At 72.8% G+C, this 25,010-nt stretch carries 19 protein-coding genes, 1 tRNA gene and 2 pseudogenes; 6 read left to right on the top strand and 16 right to left on the bottom strand.

Translation table 11 applies throughout. The features are described 5' to 3' along the window. Positions 1–30: 30 nt before the first annotated feature. Positions 31–1,533 carry an alpha/beta hydrolase gene (locus tag QSK22_RS27425; protein WP_285497292.1) on the bottom strand — a complete coding sequence of 501 codons (1,503 nt, stop codon included), beginning with the start codon at positions 1,531–1,533 and terminating at the stop codon, positions 31–33. Positions 1,534–1,695: 162 nt separating this feature from the next. Next, complete coding sequence (locus tag QSK22_RS27420; protein ID WP_285497291.1) at positions 1,696–2,388, bottom strand: TetR/AcrR family transcriptional regulator C-terminal domain-containing protein; 693 nt, start codon at positions 2,386–2,388, stop codon at positions 1,696–1,698. A 109-nt stretch (positions 2,389–2,497) separates the two neighbouring features. On the opposite strand from QSK22_RS27420, the gene QSK22_RS27415 reads away from it, so the two are divergent. Both QSK22_RS27415 and QSK22_RS27410 read left to right on the top strand, forming a co-directional pair. Then, the gene (locus QSK22_RS27415; protein ID WP_285497290.1) at positions 2,498–3,976 is read left to right on the top strand and encodes a DHA2 family efflux MFS transporter permease subunit; all 1,479 of its coding nucleotides are present in this window, start codon (positions 2,498–2,500) and stop codon (positions 3,974–3,976) included. A gap of 29 nt (positions 3,977–4,005) precedes the next feature. Next, the gene (locus tag QSK22_RS27410) at positions 4,006–4,752 is read left to right on the top strand and encodes a DUF427 domain-containing protein (RefSeq protein WP_285497289.1); all 747 of its coding nucleotides are present in this window, start codon (positions 4,006–4,008) and stop codon (positions 4,750–4,752) included. An 18-nt stretch (positions 4,753–4,770) separates the two neighbouring features. On the opposite strand, the gene QSK22_RS27405 is transcribed toward QSK22_RS27410, so the two are convergent. The 4 genes from QSK22_RS27405 to QSK22_RS27390 all read right to left on the bottom strand — a co-directional run bounded on the left by QSK22_RS27405 (position 4,771) and on the right by QSK22_RS27390 (position 8,393). Further along, the gene (locus QSK22_RS27405; RefSeq protein ID WP_285497288.1) at positions 4,771–5,610 is read right to left on the bottom strand and encodes a PSP1 domain-containing protein; all 840 of its coding nucleotides are present in this window, start codon (positions 5,608–5,610) and stop codon (positions 4,771–4,773) included. A gap of 175 nt (positions 5,611–5,785) precedes the next feature. After that, on the bottom strand, positions 5,786–6,802 hold the full coding sequence (locus QSK22_RS27400; RefSeq protein WP_285497287.1) for a hypothetical protein: 1,017 nt from the start codon (positions 6,800–6,802) through the stop codon (positions 5,786–5,788). A 239-nt stretch (positions 6,803–7,041) separates the two neighbouring features. Then, positions 7,042–7,902, bottom strand: a complete 861-nt coding sequence (locus QSK22_RS27395; protein ID WP_285497339.1) for a fructosamine kinase family protein — start codon at positions 7,900–7,902, stop codon at positions 7,042–7,044. Between the two features lie 2 nt (positions 7,903–7,904). After that, positions 7,905–8,393 carry a low molecular weight protein-tyrosine-phosphatase gene (locus QSK22_RS27390; protein WP_285497286.1) on the bottom strand — a complete coding sequence of 163 codons (489 nt, stop codon included), beginning with the start codon at positions 8,391–8,393 and terminating at the stop codon, positions 7,905–7,907. A gap of 133 nt (positions 8,394–8,526) precedes the next feature. On the opposite strand from QSK22_RS27390, the gene QSK22_RS27385 reads away from it, so the two are divergent. After that, complete coding sequence (locus tag QSK22_RS27385) at positions 8,527–9,039, top strand: hypothetical protein (RefSeq protein ID WP_285497285.1); 513 nt, start codon at positions 8,527–8,529, stop codon at positions 9,037–9,039. A 60-nt stretch (positions 9,040–9,099) separates the two neighbouring features. Here QSK22_RS27385 and QSK22_RS27380 read toward each other — a convergent pair whose 3' ends face one another. The 4 genes from QSK22_RS27380 to topA all read right to left on the bottom strand — a co-directional run bounded on the left by QSK22_RS27380 (position 9,100) and on the right by topA (position 17,350). Then, positions 9,100–10,824: a S8 family serine peptidase gene (locus QSK22_RS27380; protein WP_285497284.1), complete on the bottom strand. Its 1,725-nt coding sequence runs from the start codon at positions 10,822–10,824 to the stop codon at positions 9,100–9,102. Positions 10,825–10,991: 167 nt separating this feature from the next. Then, on the bottom strand, positions 10,992–12,158 hold the full coding sequence (locus tag QSK22_RS27375) for a DNA polymerase III subunit delta' (protein WP_285497283.1): 1,167 nt from the start codon (positions 12,156–12,158) through the stop codon (positions 10,992–10,994). Between the two features lie 281 nt (positions 12,159–12,439). Further along, the gene (gene tmk / locus QSK22_RS27370) at positions 12,440–14,485 is read right to left on the bottom strand and encodes a dTMP kinase (protein WP_285497282.1); all 2,046 of its coding nucleotides are present in this window, start codon (positions 14,483–14,485) and stop codon (positions 12,440–12,442) included. A 135-nt stretch (positions 14,486–14,620) separates the two neighbouring features. Further along, positions 14,621–17,350, bottom strand: coding sequence for a type I DNA topoisomerase (gene topA / locus QSK22_RS27365; protein WP_502872377.1), 2,730 nt, complete (start codon positions 17,348–17,350; stop codon positions 14,621–14,623). A gap of 201 nt (positions 17,351–17,551) precedes the next feature. Here topA and QSK22_RS27360 point away from each other — a divergent pair, with 201 nt between their 5' ends. Together QSK22_RS27360 and QSK22_RS27355 are read left to right on the top strand one after the other, a co-directional pair. Next, positions 17,552–17,737 carry a DUF5703 family protein gene (locus tag QSK22_RS27360; RefSeq protein ID WP_285497280.1) on the top strand — a complete coding sequence of 62 codons (186 nt, stop codon included), beginning with the start codon at positions 17,552–17,554 and terminating at the stop codon, positions 17,735–17,737. Positions 17,738–18,253: 516 nt separating this feature from the next. Continuing rightward, positions 18,254–18,490 (top strand): transposase, encoded by a 237-nt coding sequence (locus QSK22_RS27355; RefSeq protein WP_502872376.1) that lies wholly within the window; start codon positions 18,254–18,256, stop codon positions 18,488–18,490. A 34-nt stretch (positions 18,491–18,524) separates the two neighbouring features. Here QSK22_RS27355 and QSK22_RS27350 read toward each other — a convergent pair. The 5 genes and pseudogenes from QSK22_RS27350 to QSK22_RS27325 form a co-directional block, all read right to left on the bottom strand. Continuing rightward, a pseudogene (locus QSK22_RS27350) lies at positions 18,525–18,659 on the bottom strand (IS5/IS1182 family transposase); the annotation flags it as partial. Positions 18,660–18,834: 175 nt separating this feature from the next. Then, positions 18,835–19,426: pseudogene (locus QSK22_RS34090) on the bottom strand (transposase family protein); the annotation flags it as partial. A 366-nt stretch (positions 19,427–19,792) separates the two neighbouring features. Further along, on the bottom strand, positions 19,793–22,045 hold the full coding sequence (locus QSK22_RS27335) for a chaplin family protein (protein WP_285497277.1): 2,253 nt from the start codon (positions 22,043–22,045) through the stop codon (positions 19,793–19,795). Positions 22,046–22,356: 311 nt separating this feature from the next. Then, a complete protein-coding gene (locus QSK22_RS27330; protein ID WP_285497276.1) occupies positions 22,357–23,109 on the bottom strand; it encodes a hypothetical protein in 753 nt (250 codons plus the stop codon). A 106-nt stretch (positions 23,110–23,215) separates the two neighbouring features. Further along, entirely contained in the window at positions 23,216–24,535 is a 1,320-nt protein-coding gene (locus QSK22_RS27325) for a M20/M25/M40 family metallo-hydrolase (RefSeq protein ID WP_285497275.1), read from the bottom strand. Between the two features lie 108 nt (positions 24,536–24,643). On the opposite strand from QSK22_RS27325, the gene QSK22_RS27320 reads away from it, so the two are divergent. Continuing rightward, positions 24,644–24,732: transfer RNA gene (locus QSK22_RS27320), tRNA-Leu, on the top strand. Here QSK22_RS27320 and QSK22_RS27315 read toward each other — a convergent pair. Next, a partial coding sequence (locus QSK22_RS27315; RefSeq protein ID WP_285497274.1) for a hypothetical protein occupies positions 24,711–25,010 on the bottom strand: 300 nt, incomplete at its 5' end. The genes QSK22_RS27320 and QSK22_RS27315 overlap by 22 nt on opposite strands.

The following is a 25,010-nucleotide window of genomic DNA, read 5'->3' as shown; positions in this document are numbered from 1 at the left end:
GTTTCTGGGGGCGATGCGTGCATCGGTTTTTCAGCGGCAGAGCGTGCCGTCCTTGGGAGGCTGTGCGGTGAGGAGGTAGCGGTCGGTCGCGGCGGTTATGCAGGAGTTGCCCTGGAGGTAGGCGGTGTGCCCGTCGCCGTCGAGGGTCAGCAGGACGCCGGAGGTCAGCTCGCTCGCGAGGTTCTTCGCCCAGGAGTAGGGGGTGGCGGGGTCGCGAAGGGTGCCGATGACCAGGATGGGGGCGGCGCCCTTGGCGGTCAGCGGCTGGGGCTGCTGCTTGGTCTGGGCGGGCCAGTAGACGCAGGGCAGGCCGCCCCAGACGACGAACTCGCCGAAGCGGGGGGCGACCTTCTCGGCCTCGTCCACCGCCTTGCGGTAGGCGGCGAGGTCGGGCGGGTTGGGCTTGTCGACGCAGTTGACGGCCATGTTGGCGTCGGTCTGGTTGCTGTAGGTGCCGTTCCGCTCGCGTTCGACCATCTGGTCGGCCAGCGCGATCAGCAGCGTGCCGTCGTTCTTCTCGATGGCCTGGGCGAGGGCCTGGCGCAGGATGGGCCAGTATTCCTTGGCGTACAGCGCGGTCGCCACGCCCATGGCCGCCCAGGACTCGGTGACCGGACGGGAGTCGCGGGTATTGGTCAGGGGTTTGGCGTCGGCTCGCTTCTGCAGGTCGGTGAGCCGGTCCACAGCGGCGTCGGGGTCGGTGCCGAGGGGGCAGCCGGGGCGCTCGGCGCAGTCGGCGGCGAACGCGCGCAGGGCGGTTTCGAAACCCTTGGCCTGCTCGATGAGGGTTTCGGTGGACGAGAGCTTGGGGTCGACGGCGCCGTCCAGGGCGAGGGCGCGGACCTTTCCGGGGAACTGGTCGGCGTAGGACGCTCCGAGGTAGGTGCCGTAGGAGGCGCCGTAGTAGGTGAGCTTGTCGTCGCCCACCGCGGCGCGCAGGACGTCCATGTCGCGGGCGGCGTTGGCGGTGCCGACGTACGGCAGGAGCTTGGCGGCCTTGGCGCGGCAGGTGGCGGCGTACTTGCGGCCCTCGGCTGCGAGGGCGTCCACTTCCTTCTGATCGTCGGGGGTGGTGTCGGCGGCGTAGAAGGCGTCCAGTTGCGGACCCGTCAGGCAGCGGAGCGCGGAGCTGGAGCCGACGCCGCGCGGGTCGAAGCCGATGATGTCGAAGCGTTTGCGCACGTCGGCGCCGAAGCTGCGGGCGGCCTGGCGGACGAACCGGATGCCCGAGCCGCCGGGGCCGCCGGGGTTGGTGAACAGCGATCCGATGCGGCGGGAGCGGTCCTCGGCGGGCAGCCGGGTGAGGGAGAGCCGCAGCCGTTCGCCGCCGGGTCTGGCGTAGTCGAGGGGGACCTCGGCGGTTGCGCACTGGAAGCCGTCCCCGCAGTCGGACCACTTGAGCCGCTGCTGGTAGTAGACGTCCATGCCCGCGGCGGCGCCGGCGGCCGGGCGCTGCCGGGAGGTCTGCTGTTGGGCGTCGCATCCGGCGACCATGGCCAGACTGAGCACGATGGCGGTGGCGATGAGCCTCACTGGGTCCCTCATCTCGTCGTCGCGGCCCGGCGTGCGCCACCCACGCTACGTGGTCGGACGGCGGGCTTGGCCCAGGCGGCACCGGCCGGGGCGGTATCCGGCCCGGCGCGGCCGCGGCGGAAGCCGCCGAATCCGGGCAAGGCGCACCGGACGGCGGCAGAGTCAGCTGCGGCCGAGGGAGCGTTCGATGCCGTCCAGCAGCCAGCGCAGCCCCTCCTCGAAGGACTCCTGCTGGGGGACGCCCTCGCGCATGGCGCGGCGCAGGTGCGGGAAGTCCCCCTCGTTGATCATCTGCTGGATGTAGGGCTCGGCGAGGTGGTCGGCCCGCTGGTCGCGCAGCAGCCGTTCGCGGATGACGTAGCCGGTCATGTAGTGGTCGACGGCCGTGACGATGCGGGCGGCGGTGGCGAGGTCGACGTCCAGGCCGGACAGGGCGCACAGGTTCTGCTCGCCGTGGCGCAGCCCGTTGGGCCCGACGCGGGGATGGCGGGCCACCAGGTCGATCACCCAGGAGTGGCGCAGGATGACCTCGTGCTCGCGCCGGGCGATCATCGTGATCGCCTCGCGCCAGTGGGACGGCAACTCGCCCTCGATGATCAGTTCCCGGTTGACCTCGTCGGCCATGAGGTCGAACAGGTCCTCCTTGCGCTCGATGTGCGTGTAGAGGCTCATCGGGCGCACGCCGAGCGCGGTGGCGACGCGGCGGATGGACACCGCCTCCAGGCCCTCGGCGTCGGCGATCTCGATCGCGGCGGCCACGATCGCCTCCCGGGTCAGCCGGGGACGGCGCCCGCCGCGCTGCCGCGCCCAGACGGGTTCGGAGGGCGAACTGCGGTCTCTGGCGGTTCCGGGCACGCCCCGATCCTACCGGTACGCCGTACCGGCAGACCGATACGGCGTACGGAAGAAGCCGTACGATGTATCGTCTCCGCCGATACGCTGTACGGAGAGAGGGGATGTGCGCATGTCCACCATTGACGCCCGGCTGCGGCGGCCGGCGGTCGTCGTGACGCTCGGGGTGATCATGACGGTGCTGGACACCACGATCGTCAACGTCGCCGTCACCACCCTGGGCACCGACCTCGACGCCTCGCTGTCGGCCGTCCAGTGGGTGCTCACCGGGTACACGCTGGCGCTGTCCATGGCGATCCCGCTGACCGGGTGGTCGGTGCGCCGGTTCGGCCAGCGCACCATGTGGCTGGTGTCACTGGCGCTGTTCATCGGCGGGTCGCTGCTGTCCGGGCTGGCCTGGTCGGTGCCCGCGCTGGTCGCCTTCCGGGTGGTGCAGGGCTTCGGCGGCGGGATGCTGATGCCGGTCGGCCAGATGATGCTCGCCCGGGAGGCGGGGCCGGACCGCGTGGGACGGGTGATGGCGATCATGTCGGTGCCCGCGATGCTCGCGCCCGTGCTGGGGCCGGTGGTGGGCGGGCTCATCGTCGACCACCTGTCGTGGCGCTGGATGTTCTACATCAACATCCCGTTCTGCGCGGTGGCGCTGGTGGCGGCGCTGCGGATGCTGCCCCGCGACACCGAACGCGACGCGGGCGCCCGGCTGGACGCACTGGGCCTGGCGCTGCTGTCGCCCGGCCTGGCGCTGCTGGTGTACGGGCTGTCGGAGGCCGGTGACGGGGCGGGGCCGGCCAGGTCGTCGGCCTTCGCCGGAGGCGGCGCCGTGCTGGTCGCCGCGTTCGCCGTGCACGCCCTGCGCAAGGGCGACGGCGCGCTGGTCGACCTGCGGCCGCTGCGTTCCCGCGCGTTCACCGCGGCGACCGGCGGTCTGTTCCTCTACAGCGGCGCGGCGTTCGGGCTGATGGTGCTGATCCCGCTGCTCGCGCAGGTGGCGCGGCAGGAGACGCCGGTGCGGGCCGGCCTGCTGCTGGCCCCGCTCGGGCTGGGCGCGATGATCACGATGCCGGTCGCGGGACGGCTGGCCGACCGGTACGGCGCCCGGTGGCCGGCGGTGGGCGGGATGCTGGTGGCGCTGTGCGGGATGCTGGGCCTGACCACGGTCGAGCCGGGCACGGGCGAGCCGCTGATCATGGCCGCGGTGCTGGTGGCCGGCGTGGGGCACGGCGCCATCACGCCGCCGCTGATGGCGGCCGCCTACCAGGGGCTGCCGCGGACGTCCGTCCCGGCGGCGACGACGGCCGCGAACATTTTGATCCGCGTCGGCAGCGCGTTCGGCACGGCCGCGCTGACGGTGATCCTGCAGAGGTCCCTGCAGGACGAGATCCCCGGGGCGAGCGGGACGCTGGAGGAGGTCGCCGCGCAGGCGTCCCGCCTGCCGGACGCGCCCGCGCTGCTCACCGACGCGTTCACGCACACTCTGTGGTGGGCGCCGGCCATCGTGGCCGTGGCGCTGGTGCCGGTCGCGGTCCTTCCGCGTAGGAAAGACGCCCCTCAGGCAAAGGTTGTCCCTGAAAAGCCGCACGCCCGGAAATAGCGGTGGGACGGCTCCTGTTGCCGCGATACATGAGCAGCAACAGGAGCCGCATCCGCGTCGAGCGGTCGGCCAAGCGCGTCAGGGCCTACCTCGGGGGGCAGGTCGTCGCCGACACGGTGCGGCCGACGCTCGTCTGGGAGGGCCCCCACTACCCGACCTACTACATCCCCTTGGAGGACGTGCGGGCGGAGCTGGTGCCCGACGGTTCCGGCAGGCACTCGCCGAGCAGGGGGGACGCGACGGCGTTCACCGTGAAGGCCGACGGGGCGCAGGCCCCGGGGGCGGCGCTGCGTTACGAGCAGTCGCCCATCGAGGAGCTGCGCGACCTGGTACGGCTCGACTGGAACGCGATGGACGCCTGGTTCGAGGAGGACGAGCAGGTCTTCGTCCACCCGCGCGACCCGTACCACCGGGTCGACGTGCTGGCCAGCTCGCGGCACGTGCGGATCGAGGTGGACGGGGTGACCGTGGCCGAGTCGAGCAGCCCGCGCCTGCTGTTCGAGACCGGGCTGCCCGTCCGCTACTACCTGCCGAAGACGCACGTGCGCATGGACCTGCTCGAACCGTCCGACACCGTCACCGGCTGCCCGTACAAGGGGGAGGCCGAGTACTGGTCGGTACGCGTCGGCGACCGGGTGCACATGGATCTGGCCTGGTCGTACCGCCACCCGCTGCCGGAGAGCCAGAAGATCGCCGGGCTTGTCTGCTTCTACGACGAGAAGGTGGACGTGTTCGTCGACGGCGTCCGGCAGGAGCGGCCGAAGACCAGGTTCTGAAGGATCCGCTCGGCGCCGTCAGTCCGCGGACGCGCCGCCGGGCGGGGTGCCGTAGGCGGCGTCGTGCTGGCGGCGCGGGGAGCAGACGGAGGCGGACGGGCACGAGCAGCGGCCGCCGCCGTTGAGGCGGACGGTCACGGTGTCGGACGGCACGTTGCGCCCCACCACCTGGCCGGGGCCCTCGGGCGTGTCGACGCGTTCGCCGAGCCTGGGCATCCGCTGGTGCGCCTGCACGTACAGCGGGTGCTCGTACTTCAGGCAGCACATCAGGCGCCCGCACGCCCCTGCGATGCGCAGCGGGTTGACGGGCAGGTCCTGGTCCTTGGCCATGCGGACCGACACCGGCTCGAAGTCCTTGAGGAACGTGGCGCAGCACAGGTCGCGGCCGCACGGCCCGATGCCGCCCTGCAGCCGGGCCTCGTCGCGGGGCCCAACCTGCCGCAGCTCCACCCGGGCGCGGATGTTGCGGGCCAGGTCGCGCACCAGGGCGCGGAAGTCCACCCGGTGCGGCGCCGAAAAGTAGATCTTGAAGATGTTGTCGGCGTCCAGGTAGTCGACGCCGATGACCTTCATGGGCAGCCCGTGCTTGCGGATCAGCCGCTTGGCGATCGAGCGCCCCTCGGCGCGGCGGCGGCGGTTGGCCTCGTCGCGGGCCAGGTGCTCGTCGGTGGCGAGACCGGCGCACACCGGCAGCCCCTCGATGTCCTCCGACACCCACTGCGGCGCCCACACGCACTCGGCGACCTCGGGGCCCGCGTCGGTCGGGACGAGCACCTTGTCGCCGACCTTGGGGGAGTGCGGGCCGGGGTCGAGGTAATAGAGCCGTCCGTAACGGGTGAAGCTGACAGCCATCACCATGCCCACGGTCTGCTCCGTTCGCCCGGTTCCGTGGGACCAACACTACGTGGTCCGGGCTTTCACCGGTATGGATGGGTTGGCGGGGCGACCGTGCGGCCGCCTCGCCGCCCGCGTCAGCGCACCGGACGCGTTCCGGACGACCGCATCACCGCGTCATCACCGCACCATCACCGCGTCACCAGGCGACGTCGATGAGGTCCGCCTCCCGCAGGGGCGGCGCGCCGTCGGCGTAGAGCCGTCCGTCGGCGCCGAACGCCAGCAGGTGCTTGCCGGTGTGGTCGCGGACGATCCGCACGAGGCGGGACGTCGCCCCGCTCTGCTCCCACAGCACCTTGCCGGGCTGCCTGGTCTGGACCGTGTACGTCTGCAGCGACAGCTGCCCTCGGGCGGTGAGGCCCGCCACGACCGTGCGCCCGTCGCGGCTGCTCAGCGCGGCCCCCGTACCGGAGGGCAGCTTCAGCACCGGCGTGCTGGCACGCAGGTCCCCGGATCGGCCCGTGGTGTCCAGCGCGCGCATCTGCGCGGCGGTCTTCGCGGCGCCCGGGCGCACCGGGGTGTACAGGAAGTTCAGGGTGTCGCCCGCCCACGACAGGCTCGAAACGCGCGCGGGCGAGGACGTCCGCCACATCTTGCGCTGCCCGGTCTTGGCGGACACGACCTGCACCTGGGGCGTCATGCCCTGGTAGGTGACGTAGGCGATGCGGTCGCCGTCCGGGTGCACCGCCATCTGCGACCACGCGGCCGACACGCCGGGCACGACCGCGCGCGGGATGTCCGCGAGCCCCTTGGGACGGCCTTCCTTGTCCAGGTCGAGCCGCTGGAAGGTGATCCTGTGCGAGGCGTAGGAGGCGACGACGTACTTCCCGGGGCCGCTCGGCGCGATCCGCTGGAACCGCCGTCCGGGCGGCGCCGCCACGGGCACCCCGATATCACCTCCGGTGCGCAGGTCCCGCACCACCAGCGCGGCGCCGTCGCGCTGCACCCCCACGAAGCGGCGCGGTTCGGTGCTCTGGCTCTCGGCGGCCGGCTTGGCGGCGCGCTCGTCGTCGTCGGCGTTCTGGCGCGCATGCACCAGGTCGACGAAGCCCGCGATGCCGAAGGCGATCATCGTGGCGACGCCGACCGGCACCATGCTCCGCCAGACGCCGCGCACCCGGGGTCCGGCACCCGCCTGCTTGTGCTTGCCGTCCATCGGGGAGCCCAGCCACCTCTCCGCGTTCCCGGGGATTAACGGACCCGTCGTTTCTATCTCATTCGCCGCATACGGAAGCCCATGATTGCGGAGTTACTCGGCAGACGCTAACGAGTCCGGCTTGCCGGCCGTGCCGCCGGGCACGTTCCGGCCGGGCCCCCCGCGTCCCGCCGCGCAGCCCGCACCGCCCAGCAGCGTAAGCCTTTCCGGCGGGGCGATCACCCGCGAGGCCGACCGGTTCAGGACGCCGCGGCCAACGCGACGTGGGCGGCTTCGACCATCGACGCCCGGTAGGAGGCGCCGAACAGGGCGACGTGGACGAGCAGCGGGTGCAACTGGTGCAGGGCGACCCGCCGCCGCCACCCGTCGGCGAGCGGCGCCGCCTCGTCGTAGGCCGCCAGGACGCGCTCCAGGTGCGGGGCGCCGAACAGCGCGAGCATGGCCAGGTCGGTCTCGCGGTGGCCGCCGTGCGCGGCCGGGTCGATCAGCATGGCGCGGCCGCCCGTCCACAGCACGTTGCCGGACCACAGGTCGCCGTGGATGCGGCTCGGCGGCTCCGGCGGCCCGGCCAGCTCCTCGATCCGGTCGATGACCCGTTCCACGAGCCGCACGTCGGACGCCGACAGATGCGGCCGGGCCCGGCGCAGGAACGGCGCCAGGCGCCGCTCGGCGTACCAGCGCGGCCAGCCGCCGCCGTCGAGGGTGTTGTCCAGCGGCAGGTCGGCGATGTAGCCGTCCCAGGGCGCCCCGTAGGCCTTGGGCGCGGACGCGGTGTGCAGGGCGGCCAGGTCGCGTCCGAAACGCTCGGCGGCGCGCGGCGTGGGCGGCTCGGCCGGCAGCCACGGCAGGACGAGCGTGCCCCCGTCGGCCGCCAGCACCTTGGGGACGGGCGCGTGCGGGCCCGCCTCGGCCAGCCAGCGCAGCCCCGCCGCCTCGGCCGCGAAGAACCCGCCGTCCGCGGCCGCGGCCTTGACGAACACCTCGCGGCCGTCGGCCAGCGACATGCGGTGCAGCGTCCACGAGTGGCTCGCGCCGAGGTCGGTGACGTGCTCGACGCGCGCGCCGAGCAGGCCGGAGACATGCTCGCGGGGCGCCGCCACGGTCACGCCTCCCGGGCGAGGGACATTTCGGCGCGCACGTGGTCCAGCAGCCCGGGCATCGCGGCCTCGACGAGCTTCAGCACGCGCTCGAAGTCGTCCTGCCCGCCGTAGTAGGGGTCGGGCACGTCCAGGTCGTCCCCGGCGTCGGGATCGAACTCGCGCAGCAGCCTGACCCGCCCGCGCGCCGCGTCGTCGGGGGCCATGGCCCACAGCTCCCGCAGATGCCCCTCGTCCAGCGCGAGGATCAGGTCGTACCTGTCGAACCACTCCGGCTCGAACTGCCGCGCGACGTGCGCCGACCGGTACCCGGCCCGCCGCAGCGCGCGCACCGTGCGGGGGTCGGCGTCCTCTCCCACATGCCACGGGCCGGTGCCCGAACTGTCGACCTCGACGTCGAGGCCCTCCTCCTCGACGTGGTGCCGGAACACCCACTCGGCCATGGGCGAACGGCAGATGTTCCCCGTGCAGACGAACGTGACGCGGTAGGACATGCCAACCATCCTGCCCGACCCGCCCCACCTCCCCCTCCACACGCTCGCCACGCCCCCCGACCCCGCGAATATTACCCTGCGCATCTGGACAGTGACCTATGGTGACGTGCAGGGTCTCTCACGGGAGGTAACCATGCAGAAGACCAAGATGGCGCTCGGCCTGACGATCGTCACGGCGCTGGGACTGGGGCTCGCCCAGCCGTCCACGGCGTCCACCTCGACGAGCACGACGGCCGCGGCGCCCGCGCCCGCCGCGGCCGCACCGGCCGCCCGGATCGCCGCGAACTGCACCGGCCGCCTCATCCACCGGTGGCCGCTGCGCCTCGCCAACACCAAGATCGGCGAGCTGGTGCTCTACCGGGACCGCACCAGGAAGACCGCCTGCGCGCGCATGAACCACGTCGGCCCGACCCGCAACGTGCGGCTGCGCACGGCGGTATGGCTCGCGGCGTGCCGTGAACGGCGCGGCACCACGTGCACCCCCGCCGCCGGGTCCCCGAAGGCCGACGACGGCGTCTACGCCTCCTACGCCGGCCCCGTCACGGTGCGGGCGGCGGGACGATGCGTGCACGCGGCCGGGGACATCTACTACCAGGGCGCCAAGCGCCACATCGACAGCAGCCCCTGGCTGGCCTATTGCAGCTAGCGTCCGGCAGCGCGGCCCCCGGCGGAATGCCCGCCGGGGGCCGCGTTCACTTGGCCCGCGTCAGCGCGTGACGGCGCGCTGAGCGTCGACGATGCCGTACCCGTAGAAGCCGTTGCGGCCCTTGCTGCCCTCGCACGTGTGCGTGGCGACGACCTTCTGGTAGGAGCCGTCGGCCTGCTGCACGTACCGGGTGTAGGTGTACGACCCGCCCGCCGGGCAGGCGGTCTTCGCCGCGGTGCCCGTCAGCACGGACCGCACGACGTCCGGGGCCAGGGTCAGGCCGCCGTGGACGCGGTCCCGCTTGCCGTACTTGCTGACGATCAGCGCGGCGACCCCGGCCACGTGCGGCGAGGCCATCGAGGTGCCCTGGATCGACTGGTAGTAGGCGCAGGTGCCGCCCTTGCAGTCGCGGATCACCCGCGGGGTGTTGGGCGTGCCGTCGGCGTTGAGCTCGCCGCGCTCACGCGCGATGGACTCGGGGTAGGCGGCCCAGATGCCCGCCTTGTCGTCGAGCTTGCCGTCGGCCGTGTCGTACTTGTCGCCGCCCGGCGCGGCCACCTGGACGTAGCCGTTGCCGAAGCTGGAGTAGTACGCCTTGCGCTTGCTGATCCCGGTCGAGGAGACGGGGATGACGTGGTCGCCCTCACCCGGCAGCGACAGGCAGCTCGGCGGGATCGTCCGCTCGTGGGGCTGCTCGCCGGGCTCGGACGCGAAGTCCGGGCTGGAGGTGTCGACATTGGTCTTGGTGTAGTCGATCGCCTCGTTGCCCGCGGCGGCGATCAACGTGACGCCGTGCCGGTGCGCGAAGTTCAGCGCCCGGTTGACCGCCTTGATGATGGTGCGCTGCTCGGCCTGGTCCTCGGGCGAGTCGGCCGGGTTCGACGCGCAGTTGAACAGCCACGGGTCGATGTAGTAGCTCATGTTGACCACGTCGATGCCGTTCTTGCCGGCGTAGGTCAGCGCGTCGACCGTCGGCTGCAGGAAGAAGTAGCCCGAGTCCTGCCCCGCGCGCAGGTTGACCAGCTGCACGTTCGGCGCGACGCCCGCCATGCCCAGGCCGTTGCGCGGCGAGGCGATGGTGGACGCCACGTGCGTGCCGTGCTCGTTCTCGTCCACGTCGACCGGGTCGTTGCAGGACTTGTCCGGCTCGTCCTCGCACGGCCCGTCGACCTCCACGCCGTTGGCGTCGGTGGGGATGTCGACGGTGAAGTTGCGGCTGAGCGCCCGGTTGAAGTTGGCCTTGATGTCGGGGTGGCTCCCGTCGATGCCGGTGTCGATGACGCCGACGAGCACGCCCCGGTCCCCCGGCTCGGTCTTATAGGAGCCGTCGGCCGTGGCGCGGATCTGCTTCATGTCCCACTGCAGGTCGGCCAGCGGCTCGCCCTTCTTGGCGGGCTTGACGGCGGTCCTGCCGGTGGTCTGGCCGCGCCCCTCCTGTTCCACGGCGAACCGCTTGGCGGCCTTCGCGACCTTGGGGGCGTGGCCGATCACGCGGTTGGATGCGGTGCCCTCCAGCGCGCCTTGCCGGGCGGCCGCGGCGGCGAAACCGGCGTCGGTCGTGCGGACGGTGGCCACGCCGACGTCGGCGTTCTCACTGACGATCGTGCCTCCGGCCGCCTGCACGGCGGCGCGGGCCTTGCTGAGGGAGACCCCCTCCTTGTAGAGGACGACGTACTCCGACGCCTTTCCCTGGGCCCCGGGTTGGGCCGGTACCGCCGACGCTGGCAGCGCGAGCGCCGTCGATGCGACGACGGCGCAGGCGGCGGTGATCGCGACGCGCCGCAAGGCAACCTCCTGGCGTATGGGGTTGTTGGCCCCGGTAGGCAGTTGATGGCCAGGAGAAGCTACGCGTGTGCCTATTGAGAGTCCGGTACGACTGTGTAACGAAACGGGACATGTCTTGTTATCCCGGCCGTGTCCATGAGACCCGCGAGCGCGTCCGGAACGGGCGGTCAGCCGGTGCGCAGGGCCAGGGTCAGCGCCTCGACGGCCAGTTGCGGATTGACGTTGGCGTCCAGCCGCCCCCGGCACTCCATGATCGCGTCCAGTCGGCGGATGGTGTCCTCGGGCCTGCTCTCCGCCGCGGCCGTGCGCAGCTCCGCGGCGATGTCGGCGTTGACCAGCTCGCTGCCCGCGCCCAGCTGCAGGACCAGCACGTCGCGGTAGTAGTACGCCAGATCCAGCAGCGCCCGGTCGAGCGCGTCGCGCTTGACCCGGGTGGCGCGGGACTTCTGCCGGTCCTCCAGCTCCTTGAGCACCCCCGCGGTGCCGCGCGGCATGCGCCCCTTGGCGTTCTCGCCCAGCGCCTGCCGCAGCGCCGCCGTCTCGCTCTCGTTCAGCTGCTCGGTGGTGGCCTTCGCCTCCTCCTCGGCCGCCTTGACCAGCGCCTCGGCCGCCGCCACCGCGGGCCCCACCGACGTCAGCCGGCGCGGCACGGCCAGCACCTGCTCCCGGCGCCGCCGGGCCTGCTCGTCGGTGGCCAGCCGCCGAGCCCGCTCGATGTGCCCCTGGGCCGCCCGCGCCGCCGCCTCCGCCGTCGCCGGGTCGATGCCGTCCCGCCGCACCAGCATCTCGGCGACGGCCGCGACCGGCGGGGTGCGCAGGGTGACCAGGCGGCACCGCGACCGGATCGTCATCACCAGGTCCTCCGGGGACGGCGCGCACAGCAGCCACACCGTCCGCGGCGGCGGCTCCTCGATCGCCTTCAGCAGGGCGTTGGCGGCCGCCTCGGTGGCCCGGTCGGCGTCCTCGAACAGCACGATCTGCCAGCGTCCCCCGCTGGGCGAGGACGAGGCGCGCAGCACCAGCTCGCGCGTCTCGCGCACGCCGTACGACAGCCCGGACGGACGCACCACCTCCACGTCGGCGTGCGTGCCCTGCAGCACCTGGTGGCAGGACGCGCAGTGCCCGCAGCCGCGCGGCGTCTGCGAGCATTGCAGGGCCGCGGCGAACGCCCGCGCCGCGGTGGAACGGCCCGCCCCCGGCGGCCCGGTGAACAGCCAGGCGTGCGCCATCTTGCCCGTGCCGCCGCCCGCGTCGCCCGCCGCCGACGCCTCGACGGCCGACCGCAGCTGCGCGACGACCGGGTCCTGCCCCACCAGGTCATCCCACACGCTCACGCCCTGCTCCCCCGCTCACCTCGGGACGCCCAAGGAGGCACCCTTTCCCTCCTCGGCCGTCAGTCCAGGCATCGCCGCGCCCCTCCAGCTCGCTCAACCCTGCTTGCCCGCTCGCCTCCGGGGCGCCAAGGAGGCGCCGCCTTCCCTCCTCGCTCGTCCCTCGCTCGTCAGTCCAGGCACCGCCGCGCCCCTCCGACTCGCCCAACCCTGCTAACCCGCCCACCTCCGGGGCGCCGAGAAGGCGCGGTCCTCGCCCGTCAAGGCTACGGCCCCGCGGGCGGTCAGACGTCGGTGATCGCGGGGAAGGTGCTGGTGATGTCCTCGGTGCCCGCCGGAACGGGGTCGGGGAGGATCTCCCGGATGCGGTCCTGCACCAGGCGGCTGATCTCGTTCTGCGGCAGGCTCGCGTCCACCACCAGGTAGCGGTCGGGGTGGGCCTCGGCGAGCGCACGGAACCCCTCGCGCACCCGCTCGTGGAACTCGCGCGGCTCGGACTCCATGCGGTCGGCCGGGGACGCCAGCCGCCCCAGGCCCGTGTCCGGCGGCACCTCCAGCAGGACGGTCAGGTCCGGCACCAGTCCCTCGGTCGCCCACGCGTTGACCCGGGCGATCTCGTCGACCGGCTGACGGCGCCCGTACCCCTGGTAGGCCAGAGACGAGTCGACGTACCGGTCGCTGACCACGATCGCGCCGCGCTCCAGCGCCGGCCGGATCACGTTGGCGACGTGGTCGGCGCGGTCGGCCGCGTACAGCAGCGTCTCGGCCCGCGCCGACAGCCCGGTGTTCTGCTTGTCCAGCAGCATCGCCCGCAGCCGCATGCCGATCTTGGTGGCGCCCGGCTCGTGCGTGGTGACCACGTCGTAGCCGTGGTCGCGCAGCCAGATCGCCGCCAGCCGGGCCTGGGTGGTCTTGCCCGCGCCCTCGCCGCCCTCGAAGGCGATGAACACGCCCCGGTTGCGCGGCGCGGCCGCCTGCTCGGCGGCGCGGCTGCGCGGCGTGTAGACCTCGCCGCGCAAGGCGGCCAGCAGGTCCGGCAGCAGCGGGATGCCGCGCCGGTCGTCCAGCCGCCGGTAGGCCAGCAGCCCGGCCAGCAGGGCGGGGACGGCGGCGATCAGCAGCGCCGCGCCCGTCCCGGCCAGCTCGTACGACCCGATCGCGTTGTCGCCCAGCGCCGCGGCCAGCGGCGGGAGCACCGCGACCGCCACCAGCCCGGTGACCAGCGCCACGGCCCGCAGCCGGGCCGGCGCGGCGGCCTGCTCGTCGGCCGGCTCCCCGGCCAGGCCGGCGGCGGTGGACCACGCCATCCCGGCGGCGACGCTCATGAACGACGTCACGAACACCACGACGACCAGGTCCCGCACCAGCGCGATCACGATCAGCAGCAGCGCGGCGGCCACCACCGCCAGGCCCAGCAGCCGGGCGCGGCTGAACGGGCCCAGCACGCGCGGCCCCAGGAAGATCCCGGCCGCCAGCCCGACCGTCAGGCCGATGAGGACCGAGCCGAACCCGGCGGCGCCACCGCCCATCTCGCGGGCGTGCCCGGCGGCGACCGCGACGATCGCGGCGGTCGTCAGCACGGCCGCCGCGGCCGCCAAGAACAGCCCGCGCGGCGCGGCGACACCGCGCACCACCAGCAGCAGCGGCCACGGCGCGGTGCCCGGCGCCCCGCCTCCGCGCAGGTCGCGCAGCAGGGCGACGGACGCCGCCGCGCCCAGGAACACCACGGCGCTCGCGTACAGCGGAAGGTCGGCCAGGTCGGCGGCGCGGGCGATCAGCGCCAGCACGGCGAACAGCACGGCCGCGACCGGCGCCGCACCGAAGGCGGCGCGCTGCACGGCCCGGCGCGCCTGCCCCTGCAGTTCTTCACCCTGCCGGTCGACCCCCTGCCGGTCGGCGCCGACCAGCGCGGGGACGGCCGCGTCCGGCACCGCCGTCCACGGCAGCGCCAGCAGCGCCACCAGGAACGCCGCGACCACCGTCCACGGCGCGGCCCCCACCAGCGGCACCGACAGCACCAGCGCGAACCGCAGCGCGTCCGCCGCCGTGAGCAGCACCCGCGCATCCAGCCGCGCCGCGACCGTCCCCGCCAGCGGCGCGAGGAGCACCGCGGGCAGCGCCATCACGGCCAGGACCAGCCCGGCCGACCGGGCCTGGGCGGCGGGCCCGCCGCCCGCCGCAGCGGCGGCCGACGCGGCCAGCGCCGGAACGCTCAGCCACAGGCCGAGGCCGGACAACGACACAGCGAGCCACAACCGGCGGAACGGCTTGCTCGACCACACACCGGTGGGCTCGGCGGCATGCGGCGGGAGGGCGCCCGTTCTGGTCATGTTGGTCAGCGTATCGGCGCCGCAATCACGGTGGGGGAACCTCTCGGCAGCGACTCGGCAGCGTTTCGAAGGCGCCTTCCGCACCCCTCCCCCGACCACCGGCGGACACCACGGTGCGCGCCCGCCCCGCCACGCTCAGGAGCCGGACTTGGCGGACGCGCGGCGCCGGGTGGTCGTCTTCGCCGCCTTCTTGGCGCCCGTCTTCTTCTTCGCCCCGCCGGACGCGGCGACCTTCTCGCGGCGCTCGGCCAGCAGCTCCGCCGCCCGCTGGATCGTGATCGACTGCGGGTCGTCGCCCTGCCGCAGGCTCGCGTTGGTCTCGCCGTCGGTGACGTACGGGCCGTACCGGCCCTTCTTCACCACGACCTTCTTGCCGCTGCCCGGGTCCTCGCCCAGCTCGCGCAGCGGCTCGGCGGACGCCGCGGCCCGGCCCCTGCCGCGCTGCTTGGGCTGGGCGAACAGCTCCTTGGCCTGCTCCAGCGTGACGGTGAACAGCTCCTCCTCCGAGCCGAGCGACCGGCTCTCGGAGCCCTTGCGCAGGTACGGGCCGTACCGGCCGTTCTGTGCGGTGACCGTCTCGCCGTCCAGCTCGCCCACCACGCGCGGCAGCGACAGCAGCCGCAGCGCGTCCTCCAGCGTGATCGTGTCCAGGCTCATGGACCGGAACAGCGACGCGGTGCGCGGTTTGGGCGCGTCGGACTTCTTGGCGCGCTTCTTCTTCTCGCCCTCGGCCGGGGCCGGCTCCTCCGGCAGCACCTCGGTGACGTACGGCCCGTACCGCCCGCTCTTGGCGACGATCGTGTGCCCCGTCTCCGGGTCCACCCCCAGCTCGCGGTCGCTGCTGGGCTGGGCGAACAGCTCTTCGGCCTTCTCGGCGGTCAGCTCGTCGGGCGCCATGTCCTCGGGGATGTTGACGCGCTCGCCGTCGCGGTCCAGGTACGGCCCGTACCGGCCGACCCGCACCACGATGTCGCTGCCCTTGATCGGGAACGAGCTGATGCCCTTGGCGTCGATGTCGTCGATGTGCTCGACCAGCGCCTTGAGGCCCTCGTCGCCGTTCTCGCCCTTGTAGAAGCGGCTCAGCCAGCGCACCCGCTCGGCCTCGCCGCGGGCGATCTCGTCGAGGCCGTCCTCCATGTGCGCGGTGAAGTCGTAGTCGACCAGGTTGCCGAAGTGCCGCTCCAGCAGGTTGACCACGGCGAACGCCAGGAACGACGGCACCAGCGCCGTGCCCTTTTTGAACACGTAGCCGCGGTCCAGGATCGTTCCGATGATCGAGGCGTAGGTGGACGGCCGCCCGATCTCCCGGTCCTCCAGCTCCTTGACCAGGCTGGCCTCGGTGTAGCGGGCGGGCGGACGCGTCGAGTGCCCCTCGGCGGTGACCGACCGCGCCGACAGCTCGTCGCCCCGCTCCAGCGTCGGCAGCCGCCGCTCCTGGTCGTCGCGGTCGGTGGACGGGTCGTCGGCGCTCTCCACATACGCCTTCAGGAACCCGTGGAACGTGATCGTCTTGCCGGTCGCGCCGAACTCGGCCGTCTCGCCCGCCGAGGACACGCCCGTGACCCGCACCGACACGGACTGGCCCTGCGCGTCCTTCATCTGGGACGCGATCGTGCGCTTCCAGATCAGCTCGTACAGCCGGAACTGGTCGCCGGTCAGGCCCGTCTCGGCCGGGGTGCGGAACACGTCCCCCGCCGGCCGGATCGCCTCGTGCGCCTCCTGGGCGTTCTTGACCTTGCTGCTGTAGACGCGCGGCTTGTCGGGCACGTACTGGCTGCCGAACAGCGTGGCCGCCTGCCGCCGAGCCGCCGTGATCGCGGTCTCCGACAGGGTGATCGAGTCGGTCCGCATGTAGGTGATGTAGCCGTTCTCGTACAGCTTCTGCGCCACCGACATCGTGTACTTGGCGGAGAACCCCAGCTTGCGGCTGGCCTCCTGCTGCAGCGTGGTGGTGCGGAACGGCGGGTACGGCTTGCGCGTGTACGGCTTCTGCTCGACCGACGTGACCTGGTAGGGGCGGCCCGCCAGCCGCTCGGCCAGGCCGCGCGCCGCCTCCTCGCCCAGGTGCAGCACGCCCTTGGTCTTCAGGGTGCCGTCGGCGGCGAAGTCGCGGCCCTGCGCCACGCGCTTGCCGTCCACGGAGATGATCCCGGCCTTGAAGCGGCGCGGCTCGTCGTCCCGGCCGGTGTCGAACTCGCCGGTGATGTCCCAGTAGTGGGCGGGGACGAACGCGATGCGCTCCCGCTCCCGCTCGACCACCAGCCGGGTCGCCACGGACTGCACCCGCCCGGCCGACAGGCCCTGCTTGACCTTCACCCACAGCACGGGGCTGACCTCGTAGCCGTACAGCCGGTCCAGGATGCGCCGGGTCTCCTGCGCGTCCACCAGCCGCAGGTCGAGGCTGCGCGGGTTGGCGGCGGCGCGGCGGATCGCCTCGGCGGTGATCTCGTTGAAGACCATCCGGTGCACCGGCACCTTGGGCTTGAGGACCTCCTGCAGGTGCCAGGCGATGGCCTCGCCCTCGCGGTCCTCGTCGGTGGCCAGGAAGAGCTCGTCGGCCTCCTTCAACAGCTTCTTGAGCTTGGCGACCTGCTGCTTCTTGTCGGAGTTGACCACGTACAGCGGGCGGAAGTCGCTCTCGACGTCCACACCGAGCTTGGCCCACGGCTTGTCCTTGTACTCCGGCGGCACCTCGGAGGCGCTTCCGGGAAGATCCCGGATGTGGCCGATACTGGACTCCACGACGTAGCCACGGCCCAGGTACCCGGCGATCGTCTTCGCCTTCGCCGGCGACTCGACGATCACCAGACGGGTACCGTTCCCCCCGCCCTGACCACGCTTCGCAGTGCCGTTCTTGGCTGGCACAGTCGCTCCAACCTCGCTGTCTGGTCTCGTTAACCCGGGTACCTACAACGTTGCACGACCCGAGGTTCATGCCCGTGGGTCCCCGCCGTGGCAAACCTCCGACAGGATGACACGTCGGGGCGCAAGCCGGGACACACGCCCTTCGCGACGGTTCGCGGCGGCGTCTGTTCTCCCGCCGTTCACCGGGTCATAATGGTGGCAATGGTGGAGTACACCTACCTCGTTCTGCAGCTGCCGCGCGGCACCACACGTGACGTCGCCCGGCAGATCATGACCGAGCACGCGGAGTACGGCGGCTGGGAACTCGACCGTTTGCGCCTCTACCCAGACGGAAGCCGCCGAATCCAACTACGTCGCAAGATCATCCGTCAGACCCGTACGTTCTGACGTCCTCCGCCCCCTGTCCCGCCGGAGGGTAGCACGACGTGCGAGCACCTTAACGTCCGGTAACCACATTCGGCCGCGGGGGGCATCGACGCACCTCCGAGACGGACACACGCCTGCATATCACCCCGCAGCACCCCCTTCCACACGCCTCCTTTTGACCTCTCCTTGACCTTTTCACCCCTCCAAAACCGCCCGACCTAGCCTTTCGGCCACACTTCCACCACCCCCAGCCTGTAGCCGCCGACCGGTCCCGCACCCCACGGCACCCGGCGATCAGGGTCTTCGGCCGGACCGCACCATGCGGAACGCCCGCGGCCTTGGGGGTTCATCGCCGCGCGACGGGGCCGATGCCGACGCATTCGACGCCGCCGACGAAACGCACGGTGCCACACTGGTGCGGGCCACCGCTCTACTTGTACCGCCCCGGGGACCAGTGGTCGCCCGGCACACGATGACGAGCGGGCCACCTTGGTGGCTGGCCGAGGACGATCTCGGGGTGTGGGTTGACGGTGCGTCGTGGTGCGACGGCATGAGTCGACCGATGCGGCCCGGCGGCGGCTCGAGCCGCTTCTGCCCGCCCAACCGGCCCGGGGCGGCCGGCGGGCCGATCACCGCACGGTACTGAACAGGATCCTGTGGAAGTCGGCCACCCGTGCGCCGTGGCGGGACCTGCCCGACCGGTACGGCACTGGAAAACAGTGTACGAGCGGTACCGGCGGTGGGCCGCCGACGGCATCCTCGACGCGATCTTGACCCGTGTGCAGGTCCACGACGACTCGGTGGGTCCGTCCACCGCCAGACGGATTCCGGTGGTCAGGCCGCCCCGTGACCGCCCGAGCGCCTGCCGGATGCCGGGTTCGTCTCGCCCGGCTCCCCTTTTGCGGGCCCCTGCGGCGTGCCGGTGCGCCCGCACGATCGTCGACACTGACGGTCCAGTCGATGCTGCGGGGCCTGCCGCCGGCGGTCGTGCTCACGCCCGGCAACGTCAACGACTACACCGCCTTCCCCCACGTCCTGACGGAGGTCGCCGTGCCGCGGACCGGACCGGGCCGCCCGCGGTGCCGCCCTGATCGGGTGACCGCCGACAAGGCCTGCAGCTCGGCCGCGAGCAGCAGGCCCGGCCGGTCGGCCGCCAGGTCCGGCTCGGCCTCGAGCATCGCGGCCACCACCTCCCGCTCGTCCAGTTCGGGGACTGGCAAGTGCCCAGGTGATCGGCATCCCAGCCGGGGTGCAGAGCAGATACAGCCGCAGCCCCCAAAACCACCGCGAGTGCGAGCGGCAGTACCCGTGGTCGGCCCAGCCGGCCATCTGCGAGAGCTGGATGGTGAAGCGGGACCGGCCGCATTCCACCGGTGTGGAGTCGGCGATCCAGACGGTGTCGTGCCAGAAGTCGGTGTCGGCCGCCAGGGTGCGGATGAGGCGTTTGATCTGCGGCAGAGCGGCCCGCAGCCGCTTGTTGCAGCCGGGTTGCTGCGGGACGAAGGGGAACAGGTGGCCCAGGTGGGCGCGGACGTGCCGCAGCCGGCGGGCCTGGGAGGTGAATGCGAGCATGGCCTGCATCACCGCCAGGCAGATCAGTTCGGCGTGGCTGAGATTGGGGGGTCGTCCGGGCAGCCGAACGATCCCGGCCGCGTCGTCCTCGATCTTGACGTACCGTGCGATCACGAGGGTGTCCGAGTCAGTGTCCACAACGCGATCTCGGACACCCTCTTCGCATGTCGTGGCAGGTCGACCACATCATGATCATTGAGTGTGTCCGGTGGATCATGATGGGCCCGCAGCAGTGCGGTGACCAGGGCAACCCCGACCACGTTGCTCCGTCGGTAGGGCGCCCGCCGCACCGGCCCGGTCGCACATGACAGCGGCGAAACCGCAGACTCTCAAGCACGCAGCGGACGACCCGGCCCCCACCCCGCACTCAAGAGCCGGATGCCGAGATCCACCGGACATGGCTTACTAGGGGCGGGGGTGGGCGCGAAGGGGACCGGGCCGGGTGGTCCGCCGGTCCGTGGGGTGGACGGCGGTCGCCCCGGCCCGGTCGGCTTGGCGGCTCGGTCAGCCGCGGTGCGAGCGGAAGCGGCGGGTCAGCGACAGCACGCCGGACATCGCCGCGAGCGCGGCCACCGCGCCGACAGTCCACCAGCCCTTGGCGGAGCCGTCCGACAGGGCCGTCTCGGCGGACACCGGCTTGATCGCCGCGGTCTTGAGCACCGCGCCCTCGGCGGCCGCCGCGTCGCGGCCGACCTTGCCGGCCACGTCGGTCACCTTGGGCGCGCCGATGACACCGGTCGCCGGCGGCTTGGGCAGCTTGACGGCGCCCGCCCCGGGAACCTGCGGTCCGGTGTGCTCGTCAGCGTGCGGCTGCAGCCGGTACTGCGCGGGCGCCACCGATGTGGCGGGCAGGGACACCGGGGCCGCCTGCGGCAGCTTCAGTCCCGGCACCAGCGAGCCCACCTCGGGCAGCTTCGGCTGGTCCGCCAGGCGCGCCGGCTTGGACGGCTTCTTCGTGCCGGACGGGGCGTGCCGGTGGATGAGCGGCGCCCGCTTCGGGTCGACGGGCAGCCCGCCGATCCCCTTGCTGATCGCGGGCAGGGTGTCCGGCCCGAGCGACACCGGCGCCGGGACGCCCCCGCCCGGCGCCACCCGCGCGTCCGGCCGCTGTACGGCCGGCAGCTTCCCGGTGGGCAGCTTCCCAACCGGCAGCTCACCGGCGGGCACCTTCCCGATCGGGAGCTTGGCGGCGGGCACCTTCCCGGCCGGGAGCTTGGCGGCGGGCACCTTCCCGGCCGGGAGCTTGGCGGCGGGCACCTTCCCGATCGGGAGCTTGGCGGTCGGCAGCTTGGGCACGTCCACCGGCAGCGCCGCCGTGGGCCCGTACCCGGCCGTCCCGTACCCCGGCGTGAGGAGGGAGAGCGGGGGCAGGGTGGACGGTGTCACCGGAACCGCCGAACCGCTGTCCGTGTGCAAACCGGTGCCGACCGGGGCCGGCAGGGTGCGGACAGGGGCGGTGGTCAGCGCCTTCTTCCCGGCGGCGACCGGCGACCCGTCGAGGAGGTTGCCGGGCACCTGGACGGGCAGGCGGTCGCCGCCGCGGGGGCCGTACCCGTACGGGTCGTCCTGGCAGACCGGTTCGGAGTGGCCGAGGACGGCGGCCGCGTTGCCGCACACCTCGGCGGGGACCTTCGCGGGCGTGTTGACCTGGTTGCCGTCCCCGGCGGGGCCGTTCCCGGAGGTGTTCCCGCCCGAGCCGTGCGGGTTGGTGACGGCGGCGGTGCCGTCGCAGGCAGCGGCCGCGACCCCCAAGAGCGCGGCGGCGTTGCCGCACGCGTTGGCCGGGATGCTGACCGGCGCGTTGGCCTGGTTCCCGGCGCCGACGCCGCCCGCGCCCGAGGTGTTCTGCCCGGCACCGCCGCCGTTGCGCGCGTGCGCACCGCCGCTGCAGAACGCGCCCGTGTGCCCGACGATCGCTGCGGCGTTGCCGCAGATGCTCACCGGGGCGGCCACGGGCGCGTTGGCCTGGTTGCCCGACAGCACCGCCCCCGCGCCGGACGTCGCCTGCCCGCCGTACCCGGAACCGCCGTCGCGGACCGACGCGCCGCCCTTGCAGCCGGCCAGCGCGTTCCCGACCGCGTTGCCGCAGACGTCGACGGGGACGCTGATCGGGGCGTTGACCTGGTTGCCGGACCCGACGCCGCCCGCACCGGAGGTGTTCTGCCCGGTGCTGCCGCCCCCGTTGGCCGCCGTGGCGCCGCCCTTGCAGCCCGCCTGGGCCACGCCCAGGACGGCGACCGCGTTGCCGCAGACGTCGATCGGCGCCGAGACGGGCGCGTTCACCTGGTTTCCACCCAGGACGCTGGACTTACCGGAGGTCTTCTGGCGCGAACCGGAGGTACCGCCCGCGGCCGTGGCACCCCCCTTGCAGGAAGCCTGCGCGCTCCCGAGGATCGCCACAGCGTTGCCGCAGACGTTGACCGGCACGGAGATCGGGGTGTTCACCTGGTTGCCGCCGCCGACACTGGACTTGCCGGACGTCGCCTGTCGGGAGCCGGTGCCGCCGGTGCCGCCGCTGGTGCGCGCGCCGCCCTTGGACGAGGCGGCCGAGGTGCCCGCCACGGCGGCGGCGTTGCCGCTCACGTCGATCGGCGCCGAGACGGGGGCGTTGACCTGGTTGCCGCCGAGGACGCTGGACGCGCCGCTGGTGGTGTCGGCGAGGGCGGCGGTGGGCAGCACGGGCCCGGCGCCGAGCGCGACGAAGCCCGCGGTGAGCAGCACGGCCCGGGCGGCGGTGCCTTTGGACAGCGTTCGCATGATGCTCCGTTCAGGGAGATGACTCGGGTTGATGGATGAGGCGAGATCCGCCGACGTCGCACCGGTTGCGCGTGACGTCCGTCCGGCGTCGCGGCCTCCCGGGTATGGCCCGCCGGACGACGTCGCGGACGCCGAAGTGTCGGATCTCGGTGGGGTTGACGTGCCTCCGCCTACCGGTCGCGGGCAGCGCGCTTGTGCGCGCACCGCGTCATGAACCGGGGGGCACGTCCCGGCCCGTCCGTCCGGCCCGGGCCTCGTCGCCTCACGGGGGCACGAGACGGCCGAACGCGGACCGGAGCCTGAGAACTGACTCAGTCAGGTGAGAAGAACGACTCGTCCACGGCCGTGCGGACGGCAACGGGGATCGAGCGGGGCGCGCGCAACGGCGCCCAATGCGACGGCGGCGCCGGCCAGGACCAGCGGCCGAGGTGACCGCCGAGTGCCCCGCCGCCGGACGGTACCGGTACGGCGGTGCCGGACAGCATCCCGCCTTCGTAGTCGGGAAGGGGAGCCGACGGCGCCGGGTCGGCAGGAATCACGGCGCGCCGGATCTCGGTGCCCGGCCGCGCCGCGCCGTCCCGCGGCATGCCCCTGATGCCGCGCACGGCGTCAGCCTTCCGCTTCGTTTTCGGCGCGGCCGAACGAGCAGCCGTTCCTGCGCGTCCTTCCCTCGCCCGCTCCGGCGCGGACACCGGACGACGGGACGGCTCGGCACCGACCGTCTTGTCGGCCTCTGGCGAGGACGTCGCCTCACCGACCGGCGGGATCTCGACGGGCGGCTCGTCGGCGGCCGGCGGCCGGGGCCTGGCGACCGCGCCGACCTTTCCGACGTGCTCGGACACCGCCGCGGCCATGTCGCGGACGACGCCGCGCAGCCGCGGTGCCTCACCGCCGGAAAGCACCGGGGCGGTGTCGGCGTGCGCCGCGTGCGGGGCCAGGCCGCCGAGCAGCCACCCGGCGACCACCAACCCCGTCACGATGAGCAGACGGCGCATCCCCCGGCTGAGGACGACACGGCGCAGCCGGACGGCGACCGTCCGATGCCACACCGGGCCGTACGCCACTGCGGTCCTCCTCAAACCGGGGTCACGAGCACGTCAGCTCACGGCCAGTGACACTAGCACCACGCAACGCGCCCGCGCCGGAATTCGGAGCATCCGCCAAGAAATCTCAGGCGTGATCAAGGAAATGGTCAAGGACGCGCACGCCGAAGCGCAGCCCGTCCACCGGCACCCTTTCGTCCACCCCGTGGAACATTCCGGAAAAGTCCAGATCCGGGGGAAGGCGCAGCGGCGCGAATCCGAAGCAGCGCATGCCCAGTCGGGCGAACGCCTTGGCGTCCGTGCCGCCGCTCAGGCAGTACGGGACGGGCAGCGCCCCGGGATCCTCCGAGGTCAGGGCGTTCTCCATGGCCGCCACCAGGGCGCCCTCGTAGACCGTCTCCAACGCCTGGTCGTGGTACACGAAATCGCGCTCGACGTCCGGTCCGAGCAATTCGTCCACGGTGGTGAAGAACTCGTCCTCGTACCCGGGCAGAAACCGCCCGTCCACCTCGGCCGTCGCCTTCTGCGGAATCACATTCGTCTTGTAGCCGGCGTCCAGCCGCGTCGGGTTCAGCGTGTTGCGCAGCGTCGCCCCGATCATCCGGGCCAGCGGGCCGATCTTCTCCAGGCTCCGCTCCGGCCGCTGCGGGTCGAACTCCACCCCGTAGGCCAGGCACGCCCGCTCCAGGAACGCCCGCACGGTGTCGGTCAGCCGGATCGGGAACTCGTGCGCCCCGAGCCGCCCGACCGCTTGCGCCAGCGCCGTCACCGCGTTGTCGGGATGCACCATCGACCCGTGCCCGGCCGTCCCCTTGGCGGTCAGCCGCATCCAGGCGATGCCCTTCTCGGCCGTCTCGATCAGGTACATCCGCCGGTCGCCCGGCACGGTCAGGCTGAACCCGCCGACCTCACCGACCGCCTCGGTGCACCCCTCGAACAGCTCGGGATGCTCCTTGACCAGCCACTGGGCACCCCACTTGCCGCCCGCCTCCTCGTCGGCGGTGAACGCCAGCACCAGATCCCGCTTCGGCCGGCGCCCCTCCCGGAGCCGCTGCCGGACGACCGCCAGGATCATCGCGTCCATGTCCTTCATGTCGACGGCACCGCGGCCCCACACGCACCCGTCCGCGATCTCCCCGCCGAACGGGTTGCGCGTCCAGTCGTCCTTCTGCGCGGGCACGACGTCGAGATGCCCGTGCAGCAGCAGCGCGTCCCGCCCGGGCTCCTCGCCCTCGACCCGCACGACGACACTGGTCCGTTTCGGATGCGACTCCAGCAGCCGCGGCTTCAGCCCCACCTCGGCCAGCAACTCCGCGACGTACTCCGCCGCCGCCCGCTCTCCGGGCCCCGAGTGGTCCCCGGGATTGCTCGTGTCGATCCGGATCAGCTCCTGGCAGAGCCGGACGACCTCGTCCTCCGCGGTCGGCTGGACAGCCACAATGATCACCTTCGCACCTGGGGTCCCGTTACCCGACCATGGTGCCGCGCGATCGACTTCGCCGCGAGTCGGGACCTTTGGTATCGTGAACGCGCCGCGGCGATGCACCGCGCGCATGTCCGGGTGGCGGAATAGGCAGACGCGCTAGCTTGAGGTGCTAGTGCCCTTCACGGGGCATGGGGGTTCAAGTCCCCCCTCGGACACCAACCGTTACCCCATGGTAGTGATCATGGGGCGCGGCGATCCGATCCGGGTCGAGGTTCGCCTCCACCCGGATCTCGTGTTTTCCGGGGTGGTACGTGAGCCGGATGCCGAGGCGGCGGTAGACCTCCCGGCGCTCCTCCGGTGTGGCCGCGCTGAGGGCCGAGACGAGCCCGCCCAACGCGCTGATCAGTTTCTCGATCTGCTCAGGGGTCAGGACGCGGTGCTGGGGCGCCTCGGCCCTGCGCAGCTCTGCCTCGGCGGCAGCCTTCTGGGCGTTGGT

This window comes from Actinomadura sp. NBRC 104425, from assembly GCF_030269545.1.
Lineage (GTDB): Bacteria > Actinomycetota > Actinomycetes > Streptosporangiales > Streptosporangiaceae > Spirillospora > Spirillospora keratinilytica.
The sequence above is the reverse complement of the archived record's forward strand: the minus strand, read 5'-3'. Positions and strand labels throughout refer to the sequence as shown.